This is a genomic window from Plantactinospora sp. DSM 117369 (genome assembly GCF_053764795.1).
The window spans coordinates 1,605,420-1,620,685 of record NZ_CM132446.1 but is presented as its reverse complement, the minus strand read 5'-3'; the positions used below and the strand labels follow the sequence as shown (position 1 = coordinate 1,620,685).

9 protein-coding genes and 2 pseudogenes are annotated in these 15,266 nt (G+C 66.8%); 8 read left to right on the top strand and 3 right to left on the bottom strand.

All coding sequences use genetic code 11. From position 1 onward, the window contains the following. Nucleotides 1-170 precede the first annotated feature (170 nt). The 8 genes and pseudogenes from ACSMXO_RS07390 to ACSMXO_RS07355 all read left to right on the top strand — a co-directional run bounded on the left by ACSMXO_RS07390 (nt 171) and on the right by ACSMXO_RS07355 (nt 7,608). Entirely contained in the window at nt 171-1,469 is a 1,299-nt protein-coding gene (locus ACSMXO_RS07390) for a glycosyltransferase (protein ID WP_455417149.1), read from the top strand. Next, entirely contained in the window at nt 1,466-2,065 is a 600-nt protein-coding gene (locus ACSMXO_RS07385; protein WP_455417148.1) for a hypothetical protein, read from the top strand. Before ACSMXO_RS07390 ends, ACSMXO_RS07385 begins: the two co-directional genes overlap by 4 nt. Before the next feature lie 53 nt (nt 2,066-2,118). Then, nucleotides 2,119-2,406, top strand: a pseudogene (locus tag ACSMXO_RS07380) (IS701 family transposase); the annotation flags it as partial. Nucleotides 2,407-3,401: 995 nt separating this feature from the next. Beyond that, nucleotides 3,402-4,658: an IS256 family transposase gene (locus tag ACSMXO_RS07375; RefSeq protein ID WP_455419189.1), complete on the top strand. Its 1,257-nt coding sequence runs from the start codon at nt 3,402-3,404 to the stop codon at nt 4,656-4,658. Nucleotides 4,659-4,680: 22 nt separating this feature from the next. Continuing rightward, on the top strand, nt 4,681-5,031 hold the full coding sequence (locus ACSMXO_RS07370) for a hypothetical protein (RefSeq protein ID WP_455417147.1): 351 nt from the start codon (nt 4,681-4,683) through the stop codon (nt 5,029-5,031). A gap of 550 nt (nt 5,032-5,581) precedes the next feature. After that, on the top strand, nt 5,582-5,716 hold the full coding sequence (locus ACSMXO_RS07365; RefSeq protein ID WP_455417146.1) for a hypothetical protein: 135 nt from the start codon (nt 5,582-5,584) through the stop codon (nt 5,714-5,716). Between the two features lie 765 nt (nt 5,717-6,481). Then, nucleotides 6,482-6,766, top strand: a complete 285-nt coding sequence (locus ACSMXO_RS07360; protein WP_455417145.1) for a hypothetical protein — start codon at nt 6,482-6,484, stop codon at nt 6,764-6,766. A gap of 59 nt (nt 6,767-6,825) precedes the next feature. Next, nucleotides 6,826-7,608, top strand: coding sequence for a transposase family protein (locus tag ACSMXO_RS07355; RefSeq protein ID WP_455417139.1), 783 nt, complete (start codon nt 6,826-6,828; stop codon nt 7,606-7,608). Here the strand turns inward: ACSMXO_RS07355 and ACSMXO_RS07350 are convergent. From ACSMXO_RS07350 to ACSMXO_RS07340, 3 genes and pseudogenes are all read right to left on the bottom strand, one after another. Continuing rightward, nucleotides 7,596-7,832 (bottom strand): OST-HTH/LOTUS domain-containing protein, encoded by a 237-nt coding sequence (locus ACSMXO_RS07350; protein WP_455417144.1) that lies wholly within the window; start codon nt 7,830-7,832, stop codon nt 7,596-7,598. The genes ACSMXO_RS07355 and ACSMXO_RS07350 overlap by 13 nt on opposite strands. Then, nucleotides 7,759-8,309, bottom strand: a pseudogene (locus ACSMXO_RS07345) (NYN domain-containing protein). The gene ACSMXO_RS07350 and the pseudogene ACSMXO_RS07345 overlap by 74 nt, the downstream one beginning before the upstream one ends. A 448-nt stretch (nt 8,310-8,757) precedes the next feature. After that, nucleotides 8,758-15,186 carry an RHS repeat-associated core domain-containing protein gene (locus ACSMXO_RS07340; RefSeq protein ID WP_455417143.1) on the bottom strand — a complete coding sequence of 2,143 codons (6,429 nt, stop codon included), beginning with the start codon at nt 15,184-15,186 and terminating at the stop codon, nt 8,758-8,760. Between the last annotated feature and the right edge of the window lie 80 nt (nt 15,187-15,266).

Here is a 15,266-nt window from a genome sequence, read left to right as displayed (position 1 = left end):
CGGCCGCCTGGCGCTGCCGAAGCTCGGAACGGTAGCTGCGGGTGCGGCTCTCACTCCCCGTCATATTGACTACCGCCGCGTACAGATGAATACTGCTCCATGGGCGCCAACTCTATCCCATCGCTCCGGGGCCACCGGGGGTCGCCATGTCGTCAATCTTGATCGCGGCTGTGCCCATCCACGGGCACGTCACCCCGCTACTCGCGGTCGCACGGCATTTCGCCGAGCGCGGGGACCGGGTGCGTTTCCTCACCGGATCCAGGTTCGTCCGGGCCGTCGAGGCAACCGGCGCGCAGCATCTGGCCTTGCCCGCCGAAGCCGACTTCGACGACCGGCAGGACTGGAACCACACCTTCCCCGAACGTGCCGCCCTGAAGGGTACGAAGGCGATCGCCCACGACATCGAGCACATCTTCGTACGCCCCGGGCTGCCGCAACACGACATCGTGCTGGCCTCGCACGCCGCCGAGCCGGCCGACGTACTCCTGACGGACCCGGGGTTCGTGGGTGGCGCGTTCCTGCTCGGCCACCCGCTCGGGGTCCGGCCGCCGATCGTGGTGGGCGGCATCTGCCCGTTGACGATCTCCAGCCGTGACACGGCGCCGTTCGGCATGGGGCTGCTCCCGCTCCGCGGCCCGCTCGGCCGGCTGCGTAACGCGATGCTCGCCGCGGTCGCCGCCAAGACGGTGTTTCCGCCGGCCGAGCGGATCGCCGAGCAGACTTTCCACCGGCTGCACGGCCGCTCGATCCCCTTCGCGGTGCTCGACTGGCCGCGGCACGCCGAGGCGATCGTGCAGTTCACGGTGCCCGAGTTCGAATATCCGCGGTCGGACGCCCCGACCACCCTGCACTTCGTGGGACCGATCTCGGCCTCCGGCTCGCAGGCGCCGCTTCCTCCGTGGTGGCCGGAGCTCGACGGCTCGCGACCGGTCGTCCACCTCACCCAGGGCACGCTCGCCAACCGCGACTACGGCCAGCTCATCGGGCCCGCGCTCGAAGGGCTCGCCGACCAGGACGTGCTGGTCGCCGTCGCGACCGGTGGCCGTCCGGTGGACACGCTGCCGCCACTGCCCCACAACGCCCGCGCCGCCGAGTTCCTACCGTACGACGAGCTGCTGCCCAAGACCGACGTCTACGTCACCAACGGTGGGTACGGCGGCGTGCAGTACGCCCTGCGCTACGGCGTGCCGATCGTCGCCACCGGCCGCCAGGAAGACAAACCCGAAGTCATCGCCCGGATCGCCTGGACCGGCGTCGGACGCAGCCTCAAGACCGAAACCCCCACACCGGCCGCGATCCGCCACGCCGTGCGTGCTGTGCTCGACGACCGCCGGTACCGGGAGGCCGCCAGCCACATCGGCGAACACATGGCGGCCAGTCGCGGGGTGCAGCAACTCGCCGAGATCGTCGACGAGCTGACCGCCGACCAACGACAGGGTGGGGACCAACAGCCGAGGAGGTTTTCATGACCATCCACCCCCGCCTCACCGCCGGTGCCTGGATCGCGGCAGGCGCCGGCTGGCTGGCCGCCTCGCTGATCGGATCGGCCGCGGCCGACGGGAGTACCCGCTTCTACATCGCGGAATCCATCTGGCTACCAACCCAGGCGCTGCTACTGGCCGGCATCATCGGGCTCGCCCAACAACGACCCCACGGGACCCGACGACTCGGAAAAGCAGGATTCGGCATCGCCGCCGCCGGCAGAGTCGTGTTCATCGCCGCCGAACTGGTCTCCATCACCACCGGCGAGACCGCCGACACCATCCTGCCCATCGGGGCGCTGCTGACCGCCATCGGCATGACCATGGCAGGAGCGGCCGTCGCCCGCGAGCACCGCTGGCACGGCTGGCGCCGCTTCGCCCCGCTCACCATGGGTCTCTACCCCGTCGTATTCATGTTCCCGCTGGCCGCCACCGACGCGCCGGTCGAGCCCTCCATCGCACTCTGGGCCCTGCCCACCATCGCGGTCGGCATCGCCGCCCTTCCCAGCCAACCAACAACCAGCTCAACCACGGCCAGCCACGACAAGCTCGGCGAAACCATCCGCGGCGGTCGCGGACATTAGTACCGCAACGGCACTGACCGAATCGAGTTGCCGTCGCTTCCGTCGAGTATCGCGTGCCAAGCGTCGATGTTGAGCGGTGGTCTGCGGAGTTGGATCGGTTGCATGGCCGGATCGGGGTGCGGTTCCGTCGGGTGCAGCCGCGTAGGCGAGCGCGGCAGTACTTGTGTGTCCTGGTCTCAGGTCTGGACCGCAAGAACGGTTGGATGCTTACGGAGCAGGCCGGGGATGTGTCCCCGGACGGAATGTAGCGCCTACTGCGGTGGGCGGACTGGGACGTCGACGCCGTTCGTGACGATGTGCGGGACTACGTGGTCGAGCATCTCGGCGACCGACACGGGATACCGGCGCCGCCGACCCTGCCCAACAGCTCCCGAGCACCCACCGAGCTACCACCCACCACCACGAGGAACGATAAAGGCCCCGACCGCGCAGAAGCGCCAGGTCAGGGCCTTGATCGTTGGTGCGCCGCCAGGGACTCGAACCCCGAACCCGCGGTTACCAACCGTCACCCTTTCGAGCTTGTCATCGCCATTCGCATCTTGGCATTGAGCTGCACAAACACCGTCCTTCATTGGTCGTCGCTTGTCACTGATAGTCAACTCTGGGAAGAGGTTTTCGGGGGGTAAACGGGGGGCACCCTGCCCGGCGCCGTCGGCAAAGGGATGCTGGCACAGGTTCGCGCCCTGGTTGAGAGTGCATGGATCAACGAGCACCTCGTCGTGCGGATCCCGGATGTCGAGTGGTACGCGCTAGTGCTGTTCGAGGCGCCCGTCGTAGGCCGTCGCGAGTGGGGCCGGGACACGGCAGATGCCGCCTGCGGCGGTGCCGGCACGGCGGGGGGCCGCGCCGGGCATCGCGGCTCTGCTGGCTCGCGTCCGCAGCGGTCACGACAGCGGTGGGGTCGTACTCAGGGCCAGCCGAACCTGTCTAGCACCAGGCCGTCCCCTTTGCTGATTGCTGGCTGATGTCGATGACCTCGGTCGTGCTGGTAATGCTGTGGTTGAGTTGTATAGTGCCGATCCCGCCGTACACGAGGCCCATCCTGCGGTCGGGGTGGGAGTCCAACCCGTTCGACCGAAGCGCCGAATGGCGCCGCTTGAGGGTGCTGCTCGATCGGCCGCTGATGACCGGTGACGTGGACGGACAGGGCGAGTTTCGCGGCTACCCGTTCCTACCGGGCGGCTCTACCGGGTTCCCCGACGCTGCGGCGGTCCTGCGCTCACACGGTCAGCATGAGGCGGTCGAACTGCTGTTCATACCGATGATCCGGACGCTACTGGAGGTGTCGTTCTGGAGCAATGCTCAAGACCTGTGGATCGGTCGGGAAGGCACGCCCGTGCTGACTGTAGTCGCCGAGGACGGACAACGACGCGATGGCGTCTCGCTGCTGGACGAGGTAGTCCGCGAGGGGGCGCGGCGGATGGCCGCCGCGCTGGAGGCCGAGGTCGACGCCTATCTGGCGGAACTGGCAGATGAACGCGACGCGCGGGGCCGGCGCCTGGTGGTGCGTAACGGCCACGCCCAGCCGCGGCAGGTGATCACGTCGGCGGGGGCGATCGAGGTGATCGCGCCGCGGGTCAACGACAAGCGCACCGACCTGGTCACCGGGCAGCGTCGGCGGTTCCGGTCGGCGATTCTGCCGCCGTGGTGCCGCAAATCGCCGAAGATCGTGGAGGTTCTGCCGCTGCTGTATCTGCACGGCCTATCTACCGGGGACTTCGTGCCCACGTTGGAGCAGTTCCTCGGCTCGTCCGCCGGGCTGTCCGCGGCGGCGATCACGAGGTTGACCGCGCAGTGGACCGACGACTACCACGCCTGGCGCAAACGGGACCTGTCGCAGGTCGACTACGTGTACGTGTGGGCCGACGGCATCCACGTCAACGTGCGCCTCGAGGAGGACAAACTCTGTCTGCTGGTGATCGTCGGCGTGCGTGCCGACGGCAGCAAGGAGTTGGTCGCCTTGGCCGACGGCTACCGCGAATCGACCGGCTCCTGGGCCGATGTGCTGCGTGACTGCGCCCGCCGGGGCATGCGCGCCCCGGTCCTCGCGGTCGGCGACGGCGCACTGGGGTTCTGGGCCGCGCTGCGGGAGGTGTTCCCCGACACCGGTGAACAGCGGGACTGGGTGCACAAGACCGCCAACGTGCTGGCCGCGCTGCCGAAGTCCGCGCATCCGGGCGCGAAGGCCGCCCTGGCCGAGATCTGGGGCGCCGAGGACAAGACCCACGCCCAACTCGCGGCAAGAAGGTTCGCCGACCTGTACAGAGCGAAGTTCGCCAAGGCCGTCGCGAAGGTCACCGACGACCTCGACGTCCTGTTGACGTTCTACGACTTCCCGGCCGAGCACTGGGTGCACCTACGCACCTCCAACCCGATCGAATCGACCTTCGCCACCGTCCGGCACCGCACCCGCGTGACCAAGGGTCCAGGCAGCCGCGCCGCCGGCCTCGCGATGGCGTTCAAGCTCATCGAGGCCGCTCAGGACCGATGGCGGGCAATCAACGCACCCCACCTCGTGGCTCTGGTCCGTGCCGGCGCCACGTTCGTCGGCGGTCACCTCGTCGAGCGCCCCGCCGACCAGGCCGCAGCATGACCGCCGGCGGCAGCCGGCCGCAGTGCCCACCGACAAGCTGACCGCGCTACGCGTCGGCCGGCGCTTGGTGACCGAGGTACCCGCCCGCGGCCCACGCCGGCGAGCGTTCATCGAGATCCGACCCATCACGACCGTCGCCGATTCCGACGCCCGGCGACAGGGTTGGACCCGATCCGACCCTGACCGCACCTTCAAGCTGGAGCACTGGGACTACGACGCCGACCAGATCGCCGGCTTCGACTACGACATCGGCGCCGTCCTCGTGCAAACCACGACCGTCACCGGCGAGGCCAAACTCGCCGCGGCCCTCGATGCATGGAACCTGCGACCCGAGCAGTTCCTTCACCCCTGGCAAACCGACGACCCGACGTAACAGGCAAACTCACCAATCCACAAGTCTTGACGATCCCTCGTCGTTCTGGAGGATCCGAATAGTGAGCGCGACGAGGTGTGTTTCACGGTAGGCGACAAGATGTGGACGGGAGTTGACGGTTACCGAGAGTCGCTCGCCGAGGCACAGGTGCTCGCCGACCGCCACGGGCTATCGATCACGGACGCGTTGGCCGGTGTGCTCCTGCCGCCCATCGGGAACCAGATCGAGTGCGATGCCATCGTCAAGTCCCGCCCATGGCTGCTGGCACAGCGGACCGGCCGCCACGCCAGGCACCTAGCGAACCTGTTCTCCCCCGCAGAAGCCCTTGCCCTGGTTGGCCTGTTCCTGCGCTGGCACGGGGAACCGGTGATCATCGGCGGCGACCGAATCCGCTGGGGTCCGGTATCGATGCGACGAGCAGCGGCATACGCGATGTTGCCAAGCTACCGGCGGTGGGCAGCCGCGGCCCCGAGAAACGATGCGGGCAATGATCCCTACCGTTCCCTGGCGTCGTCGTGTCTCACGAGGGTGGCCCGAACGCTGGCGGATCGTGGGGCCCGTGCTTGAGGTGGTCGCGCTGGTCGCGGCTCACCAACAGCGCGAGGGCCTCGCCGTGTTGGCCAAGGCCCTCGCGGTGGTGGGGCAGTCAACGGCGTTCGTGCTGGCGAGCTACTGGCGTCGTTGATTGCCTGAGCTGAGGGGTGGGACGCGCCGCGTCCCGCCCCTCTTGCGTTTCTGCTCCCACATCCTTCACGGTCGTGACGAGATTCGTCTCGGCTGTGAAGGATGTGTTCGGCTGGCCGAACGGTACGTCAGTGCTGGCGGGATGGCGAGAACCGACACGGTGTTGACTCATTCCGAGCGTAGCGGTAGTCCGCCGGCCGGCATCGCGCCTGTTGGGAAGCCAAGCCAGCCGGTGCTCCGGGCCGCCGTGCTGACGCTGGTCTGACGGCCGTAGCGCGGCGGGTGGCTTGCACACGGGGCGGTGACTCGCTGCTGCCGGGATGTTGCGGGGTACGGTGCTCGACGCCCGCCGGGCCGCATCCCGACACGCGTAACTCACGCGTCCCCTGCCCTACCAACCCTGCCCTCCCTTCGGGAGGAGGGGCAGGTGGTTCGGCTCGGCGCCGACTACTCGTGCCTCCCAGCGGTGGTCAGCCGCGGTCCGTGCCGTCGGGATGACACGCAGAGCATCCGCGACAATTGCTGACCTGCGCAAACAAGCCCCGGTGGAGATCTTCTGCCGCTACAGCCTGCCTCCGAAAGAGGATCGCTTCAGGACTCGTGAGCCTGCGGTAATGAAGATTGGGCGTCCGTGAAGCGCTCGTGCCGGCCAGGCTCGTCTCGGCGGTCGCCCAGCATCCGCAGCACGACCGTGGCGTGGTCAGCGACCACCTTTCGCAGACCTGCGCCGTGCAATCATCCTCGGTGCGCTTGCCGCGCACCGCGCTTGTGGGTTGAGCGGACGGGTCGGAAGGCGGTCCTCGTCTGGCCCATCCGCTTCAACGAGGCAGTCGGCCTCCGCGACTCCGCTGTCGCGGATGCCATCGGTGCCGTCGCCTGCCCGATGCTCGGATGCCGGGATGGTTCGTTCGGGTATGGGCCGGCCTCGGTCGCGGATGTAGACGACTGCGGGCTTTCCATCGCCAGGAACGCGGCGATCGACCTCGAACAGAGAGCCATTTCCAACCTGATGGTGCAGGTCAGCGACGTGGAGGGGCCGGTAGCCGGGTGAGGTGAGGCTCCCGTTAAGACAGCAATCGACCAAGAAAGATGCCCCTACCGGGAGCCTCGTTGCTGTCTTACCCTGCCTCGATCCCGCTGTCCACCCGGTCGCTGAACCACGTCGCCGACCTGATCCGTAGCCATCGCCGCCAGCGACGGTCCCGGTGGCGTCGGCTCGATCCCGGCCGCCAGGCGCTGCTCGTCCTGGCCCACTTGCGCAACGGCGACACCTTCACCCGTCTGGCCGCCGGGTTCGAAGTCGGGGTGGCCACCGCCTGGCGCTACGTCCGCGAGGCGATCACTCTGCTTGCCACGACCGCCGACGACCTGCACCAGGCGATGAGCAGGATCCGTCTACTGGCCTACGCCATCGGCGACGGCACCCTGATCCCGATCGACCGCATACACGACCAGAAGCCGTACTACTCCGGGAAGCACCGGCGACATGGGATGAACGTGCAGGTCATCGCCGATCCGGCCGGACGCCTCGTCTGGGCGTCGGCGGCGCTGCCCGGCTCGACGCACGACCTGACCGCCGCCCGCACCCACGGCATCGTCGCCGCGTTGACCAGTTCGAACGTGATGACCTTCGCGGACAAGGCGTACCAGGGCGCCGGCGGATGTGTCCGCACCGGGTTCAAGCGTCATCGCTACCGGCCGAAGCTGTCCCGCCGGCAGAAGGCCGTGAACAAGGCCCACGCCCGCATCCGCGCCCGCGGCGAACGCGCCGTCGCCACCCTCAAGACCTGGAAAATCCTGACCAAGATCCGATGCTGCCCGTCCCGGACGACCGCGATCGTGCAGGCGATCCTGGTCCTGCACCACGTCGAGCACCCGACCTATCGAGGATGAAAAACGCTCAGAGTTGTCGCCCTGACCAGGTCGGTGAGTTTGGCGTGTCCGTAGGTGCGGGAATCGAAGTCAGGACGCCGTTTGGTCAGGTACTGCCCTATGGCGGCAAGGTTGGCCCAGCCGTCGTCGCCGGAGGCGGCTTCGACGCTGTCACGAAGCAGCGTCACGAGGTCGGTGTCGTTCTTGAGCTGCCGGGAGCGGGCGGGGGTTCGGGGCTTGACCACGGTGGCCTCGGCCGGTGGGATCGGGCGGTCGTAGATGAGGTTGTCGGTGTAGACGAACCTGTCGCAGGCGACGACGAAGGATTTGGGCGTCTTCCGCTCCCCCGAAGCCGTAGACAGTGAGGCCGGATTCGCGGATCCGAGAGGCCAGGCAAGTAAAGTCGCTGTCGCTGGACACGATGCAGAAGCCGTCGAACCGGTCGGTGTAGAGCAGGTCCATCGCGTCGATGATCAAGGCGGCGTCTGTAGCGTTCTTGCCGTGGTGTATGCGAACTGCTGCATGGGTTGGATCGATTGCGCGAGCAGTTGTTCCTTCCAGCCGCGTAGGCCGGTGCCAGTCCAGTCGCCGTAGGCGCGTTTGACGTGCGCGGTGCCGTACTTCGCGACCTCGGCCAGCAGCGGGGCGATGAGTCCGGGCTGAGCGTTGTCAGCGTCAATGAGGACCGCCAGCCGCGTGGGGCTCTGCTTGACAGCGTCCATCGTTGCTCCCTTTCTGCCGCAGCGTTACGTAGCCTCCACGCTACGAGGGAAGGGCAAAACACCACCACCATTAACGAGTTTTGGCACGGTACAGGGTTTTCGGCGCGCAGCATGCTGCGCGCCGAAAACGGCTTTAGTAGTAACTACTCGTAAACAGATATGCGCCGGCAACAACTGACCCAACGCCCAGCAGAGCAATCCCTACTCCGAGAAGTCGGTCTAGCAAAACAAACCGATTTCGACGCCGAACAAGTCGATTGTCTTCCCAGTCCATCCTTTTCGATGGGCTAATTGGACGCACAAATCGCGAAGCAAGTTCGATATGTCTTGTCGCAATGCCTCGGTAGTCAGCCGCGAGAGCCAATCCCAATAGGAGCAGCACGACTCCCCACAAGAGTCCAACTATCGCCCGCCACACTGCGACACCTCCGCGAATGTCTCACTACGATTATGGGAGGAACCAGCCGTGACCGGTGCCAATCCTCCACCCGAGCCAATTGTAGGTGACTCCGGCCCACAGAGATATGCCGACCCCAATACCTCCACCGTGATACGTTTCCGCATGCCCATATTGATCGCCCTCACCGCTCTTGACGCCGCCGACATAACAAGCGCCAGGCCCATCACCATAGCATCCCATCCATCCCTTGGGGCTTTGCTCAGACGGCCTGGCGCTTACAGCCCCAACGGTCCCGCTGACACCAACGCCGACCCCTAGGCCTACCGAACTGCTAATATAGCCGTCTTGGTAGGTTAGTGAAATGCAGAACATGAAACACCCCGAAACGCTAACCTGCCCGTAGCGATGCACATCCTTCCAGAAGTTGTTCAGCCAATCAAATCGTCCCTTGCAGTCCTGAGCGTCCTTGCTGACTTCGCAATCAGGGCGAGGACGTACCGGAATTTCCGACGGTTTGCCTGGCTGCGCCGGCGGGCAGGCCGCGTCATTACCAGCACCATCGGTGCATGCACCGAACCCATCTCGATACAACGGCTTCGGCAGAGCGACACAGCCTCCTGGGCGTTCGGCGCACTTATAAGGGCTCTTCGGCTTCCCACCGGAGCCATCCTTCCATTCGTTCGTTTTTGGACCCCAGATCTTCTTCTGGTGATTCTTCGCCTCATCCTGCGTCATTCGACCGGCTGCGACCTCGTCTGAAATCAGGCCGGTGGGGTCGGAGCGAGTGATTGGGCTGTTGTTTGCGTAGCTGTAACCGTTCCACTGCTGCGCGTCGGCCAGGTCCTGGATTGGGTCGACGGAAATGAACTTTCCGATGGCGGGGTCGTAGGCGCGGGCGCCGATGGTGGTGAGTCCGGTGGGGCTCATTGGTTTGTTGAGGAAGCCGCGGTTGTCGGGGTAGGTGGCTGCGGCACCGCGGGGTGCGCCGTAGGGGGTGTATTGGCGCCAGGTGGGTGTTTGTGCGGTGTTGTCGAGGTAGAGGCTGGGGGTGCCTTGGTGGTCGGCGAGGGCGAAGGTGTAGTTGGTGCCGGTGCCGGAGCGGATGCAGGTACCTCCGCCGGGCAGCGCGTGGTAGCGGTCGCCTTCGATGGCGCCGGTGGTGGTGTCGAGGGTGACTTGTTGGCCGGGAAGGTAAAGCGTGGTCTTGCCGGTTTCCTTTTGCAGGAGGAGGTTGCCGTCGGCGTCGTGGATGAAGGTGTTGGTGCCGCTGGTGCCGCCGATGACGGAGACGAGTTTCCCGGCGTCGTCCCAGCCGAGGGTTTGGTTGCCTTCCGCGGCCTTGCGGCCGGTCATGTTGCCGGCGGTGTCGTAGGCGTAGGCGCCGATGCCCGTGGCGGCGCCAGTCGTGCTGGTGGCGGTAAGGGTGTGGGGCTTGTTCTGGCCGTTTCCGTCGTAGGTGTAGGTGGTGGTGGTGTCGTTGCCGCCGGTGAGGTTGCGTTCGGTCTGCTTGGTGCGGTTACCGATGGCGTCGATTTCCCAGCTGGTCCAGTAGGCGCTGCCTGAGCCGATGTTGTTGCCGACCATGCTGCGGTTGCTGGGGGTGGGGGTGGCCGTGCAGTTGTCTGTGGCGGTCCAGGCTTCGGTGAGGCGGTTGAGGCCGTCGTAGCCGTAGCACTGTGTTTCAGCGGGGGTGGAGGCGCCGTTGCGTTTGCTGGTCTTTCGGTTGATTTTGCCGTACAGGTCGTAGCGGTATTCCTGTTCGTCAAGGGGTGTGGCGATGGTGCCGCTGGTGGCCTTGCTGACGAGCTGGTTGGTGAGTCGGCCGGTGTGTGTGTCGTAGGTGTTGGTGACCAGGGCGAAGTTGGTCGCGGAACCGATCTTCTGCTGGTTGACCCGGCCCCACGCGTCGTAGGTGACGTACTGCATGTAGGCGTCGAGTCCGACGAGGCCATTAGGCAGGTCGAGCCCGCTCGTATAGGTGTGCCAGACGGTTTCCGCCGGCAGGCTGCCCTTGGCCGGGTACGTGTCGGACATCGGCAGGCCGAGGTCGCTGTAGTAGGTATGCCCGAACACGTAGGAGCCGGCGAGGGCGCCTTCGGCGTCGGGGATGGTGATGGTGGCGCCGAGGCTTTTTCCGAAGACGTTGAAGGCCTTCTGCTGGGTGGTGTAGGCGTGTCCGTCGCGGTAGGCGGTGGTGGTGGTGAGCTGGCCGATCGGGTTGGTGACGCCGGCGACGTTGTTGCTGTTGTCGTAGACCCACGCGGCCCGCTGGTTCGTCTGGGACTGGTTGGCCACGGTCGCGGCGTACTCGCCGGTCTTGCGGTCGAGCGCGTCGTAGGTGAACGAGAGGGTTTTGCCGCGCCCGTCGGTGGTTTGCTGCAGGTTGCCGTTGGCGTCGTAGCTCATCGTGCTAGTGCCGGCGTCGGGGTCGGATTTGCTGACCACCTGGCCGAGGAGGTTGTACGTCGATGTCCACACGTTGCCCGCAGCGTCGGTCACCGTCGACTGGTTGCCGCGTGCGTCGTAGCCGTAACTGCTGGTGGTTGTGGTGCCGCCGGTGACCGTGTACGTGCCGGTGTAGGTGTCCTGTGGTGCAGTCACCGTCGGTCGGGAGGTGTACTCGACCAGTTGTGTCTTGCGGTCGAGGGGGTCGGTGACGGTGGTGGCCACCGTTCCGCCGTCGGGTGGTACGACGGTGGTGCGGTCACCGTGATACACGGTCGTCGTCGACGAGATGGTGACCCCGTCCTTCGCCGCCTCGACGAGCACAGCTCGGCCCAGGCCGTCGTAGGTGGTGAAGGTCTGGTTCGGCACCTGCTTTCCGAGGTCCGCCGCCGACACGGGGCTGCTCACCGCGGGCAGGCTGGTGGTGTCCCACCAGCCGTTGTAGGTGGCCCGGGTCCAGCCTCGGGTGTCGTAGAACGTGTCGGTGATCATCCGGCCGCCGTCTGGTGTCATCGCCTGCGTCTGCCGTTCCCGCAGCAGGGCGTCATACAACGTCACGGAGGTCCGGTAGCCGTTCGCGAGGTTCAGACTCCGGCTCATCACGCCTGTGACGCCGGTTTTCGATACCGTGTAGCTGAAGGTGTGGTTGGCCGGGCTGCTCGTCGCCCGTGAGTGCAGCCAGACCGATGTGGCGCGGCCCAGAGCGTCGTACTGCTGGCGGGTCACGACACTGTTCGGGTCGGTGCTGGTCAGCATGCTGCCCCGGCGTGGGTTCACCGTGGTCGAGGAGGTCTGCTGGAGGGCGTTGGTGCTCGATGTGCCGGTGGTCAGGCCTACCGCATTCATGGTGTAGCCGAGGGTGGACTTGTTGCCGTTGGCGTCGTAGCTGTCCTCTGGCCGGCCGTAGGTGTCGTAGGTGCTGCGGCCGGTGGTTTGCCACTCGTATCCGTCGGTGGTGTGGTTCGTGGCCGTGCGGGTCATCGTCACGTTCCCCTTCGTGGGAGCGGACGCCTGGGGGAACGTCAGAGCGAACGTCGTGTCGTCGTAGAAGGTGCGTTCGACCTTCACCACCTGCGCCGGCCTGCTCACCGACGTCGGGGCGGTCAGGGTGTTGACGCTGCCCGGCTCCGATGGCGGGCTGCCGGCGGTGTACCCACCGCAGGCCACGGCGACGGTCTCCACCTGGGAGGCCAGCCCGACCAGGTTCCTACCTGTGTTGGCCGGGGCGTAGGTGTAGCTGGTGCACTGGTCGAACGCGGGGTTGGTCGGCACGGTGTAGGTGTAGGTGTGCTTGAGCGAGCCGAGGGTCGCGCTGGCGGTGTTCGCGTCGTAGCTGTGCTCCGTCGCCGTGTACCGCCAGGTCGGTGTCGCGGCGCTGGTCACGGCTTTTCGGGTGTAGGTCTTGACCGGCTGCACCCACCGCGCCGTCAACGCCGACAGTCCGCTGCGCGTGCGGATGGCGGTGGCGCCGGACGCCCAGTACGAGGTGATCGTCGACGAGTCGATGCGCCCGTTCTCGCCCAGGTACTCGGTGGTCTCCAGCACGCGGCCGGCGAACTCGTCGACGTCCTCGTGCACTCCGCCGGCCGAGTCAGTCAGGTTCGCTACCGTCGTCGAGTTGTTCTTCGACATGCCCCGGTAGTAGGTGGCCTGCGACATCGTGCGGCGGTCGTTGACACCGTCACCGGTGAACGTCTGTACCTTGCCGTAGCCGCGGAACTGGCCGTAGGTGCGGTACTTGGCCTTGACGACCTCGTTCTCGTCATACCGCCACGCCGCACCGTCGAGGTACTTGTAGCTGGTGGTCAGTGCCGGGGCGCCGCCGGTCGGGTCGGTGGAGGTCACCCGGGTCACCGCGTACTTGTTGAACCAGTCCCGGTGCAGGTCCACATACCCGTCGGGCGTCCAGTACGACGGGTAACACGACTTCGTGTTCGACGGCGGCGACTGGGTGACCGGGGCGGTGCATGGTACGGGTAGTTCGTAGCTCGGGGCGATCACCGACCCGGTCTCGGTGGTGATCGCCGAGATCCGCTGCCGGTAGAACGACGGCAGCCCACCCGCGGTGTCGACCCGGTTAGGTAGCTTGATCCCGCTGAAGCTCACCGACGGCAGCGTGATCGCTGCCGTCCCGCCCGCGCTGAGGTCGTGGCCGGTGCGGGTGATCGACGACAACCACAACGTCGGAGACGTGCCGTCGCCCGTCGCCGGCATCGTGTGCGCCAGCGCGTACGAGTCGACTTTCTCGTGCTGGCTGGTGCCGGTGTTCCACTGCTGGGTCTCGATCGACGTCAACCGTACCGTGGAGAAGAACGACGGACTCCAGTTGTCGCAGTCCGTCCCTGAGGCGCAGATCAGATCGAAGGGCACGTCCGGCCAGTTCGCCTTGTTCGCCGCGTTCAACGGCTGACACGTCCCGGACAGGCACCGGTCCCCGGTGTGGAACACCACCCGGTTCGGCACCGTCCCATACGCGCCGCCATCGCGGAACCCGTAGTCGATCCGGCTCAGCCACGAGTCCCGGATGTAGGACACATCGGTCGCGCCCTTGTTCCGGCCGTAGAAGTTGGTGTCCTGCCCGTAGTAGTACGCCATCGCGTTCCCGTGGACATCGACCACGTGGTCCAGGCTCCACCGGTACGCCATCGTGCACACCGAGGACGAGAAGCCCGCCGAGTCGTAACAGGGGTCCCCCGCATGCGGCGAGTACACCGGCGTGTGGTCCACCGACTTCGTCTCCGGCTTCCCGGAGGTCCACCCGGGTAGGCGGTTGCGGCCGAACTCGTAGACGGTGCCGTCGCGCAGCGTCACCCGCCAGTAGTCGGTGTTGTATGTGCCGGAACCGTTGTTCGAGTTCGTGACCCGGGTGATGACCTCACCGTCGTCCAGTTCCGGTTTCCAGATCTCCTTGGCGGCGTCCCACACCAACGCCGTCGACGACCCGTTCAGCGACATCGTCAACACCGGCCCGTCCCAGCACCGGTCGTACGTCTTTACCGGCGACGGTGTACCGCCGGGATCGTCCTGGCACGAGGCGAAGGTCTGCTCGATGAACGACCGGCCCGTCGACCAGCCATCGCCGACCCACGACGCCTGCGCGTTCGTCGACGCCGTCTGGCCGTCCACGCTCGCCGAGTCATACGACAATTCCACCGTCGGTGCCAGGCCCGACGCCGCCGGCGGCACGGTGATCGGGTAGGAGTATGTGAAGGACCCGGCGCTTTCCCCACCGGTCCAGGATCCTGATGGCTTCAGGTCGGTGGCCGCGTAGGTGCCGCCCTCGCCGCCCTCGTCACCCGCGTCCGCGACCGCCGCCAACACCACCACGGCGTCAGTGGTGGACCGGTTCTGCGGGCCGCCTGCGGGCAGTGGTATCTCCGCCGACACCGACTGTGTCGACAGGTCGTTCGAGGACACCAGGGGCGAGCCTGTACGGCATGACGCCACCTCGGGTGTCGTCAACGCGCACGCCGGAAGTCGTACCAGGCCCAGCCGTGACCCGAAGTTGCCCCCGAACGCCTCCGCGAACCCGGCGTAGTCCACTCCGACCCGCACCACGCCCGCCGCCGGCGCCGCCTCCGGCCGCAGTGACAGCAGCACCCCGTCGACACCGGCCGCCTCGGCGGCGGCGCGGTCCGCCATACGCACCTCGACCTGGCCGGGGCCGTGGTAGGAGCCATCGCGCGGGACCGGCTGCGCCCACACCGGAGCGCCGACGGCGCGCACCTTCCCTGGCGTGGCTGCCCGGGCGGCCACGCCGGCGAGGTCCAGGCGGGACGTTGCCGCCTTGGGCCACGCCGTTCGGGTGGGCCGGTAGGAGTCCTTCGCCGCGTTCGGCGGGGTCACGAACCTCGTCGGCAACGGCTTGACGCCCTTCACCGACGGACCCGGCGACGGAGTAGGCGCCGGCTGCTCCGGCTTGGCCTGTGCCGGTGTCGCGGTCAGCATGCCCGCCAGCAGCGAACCAGCGGCAACGAAAGCGATGGCGGTCCGTCCGAATGCGGACAGGCCTGACCGGCCGAACCTGCTCATGCAACCTCACCTCAGCGAAGATCGACACAGGCCACCGTTTGAGTGTTCGGATGGACACCCCCCGTGGCGCTGACAATCTT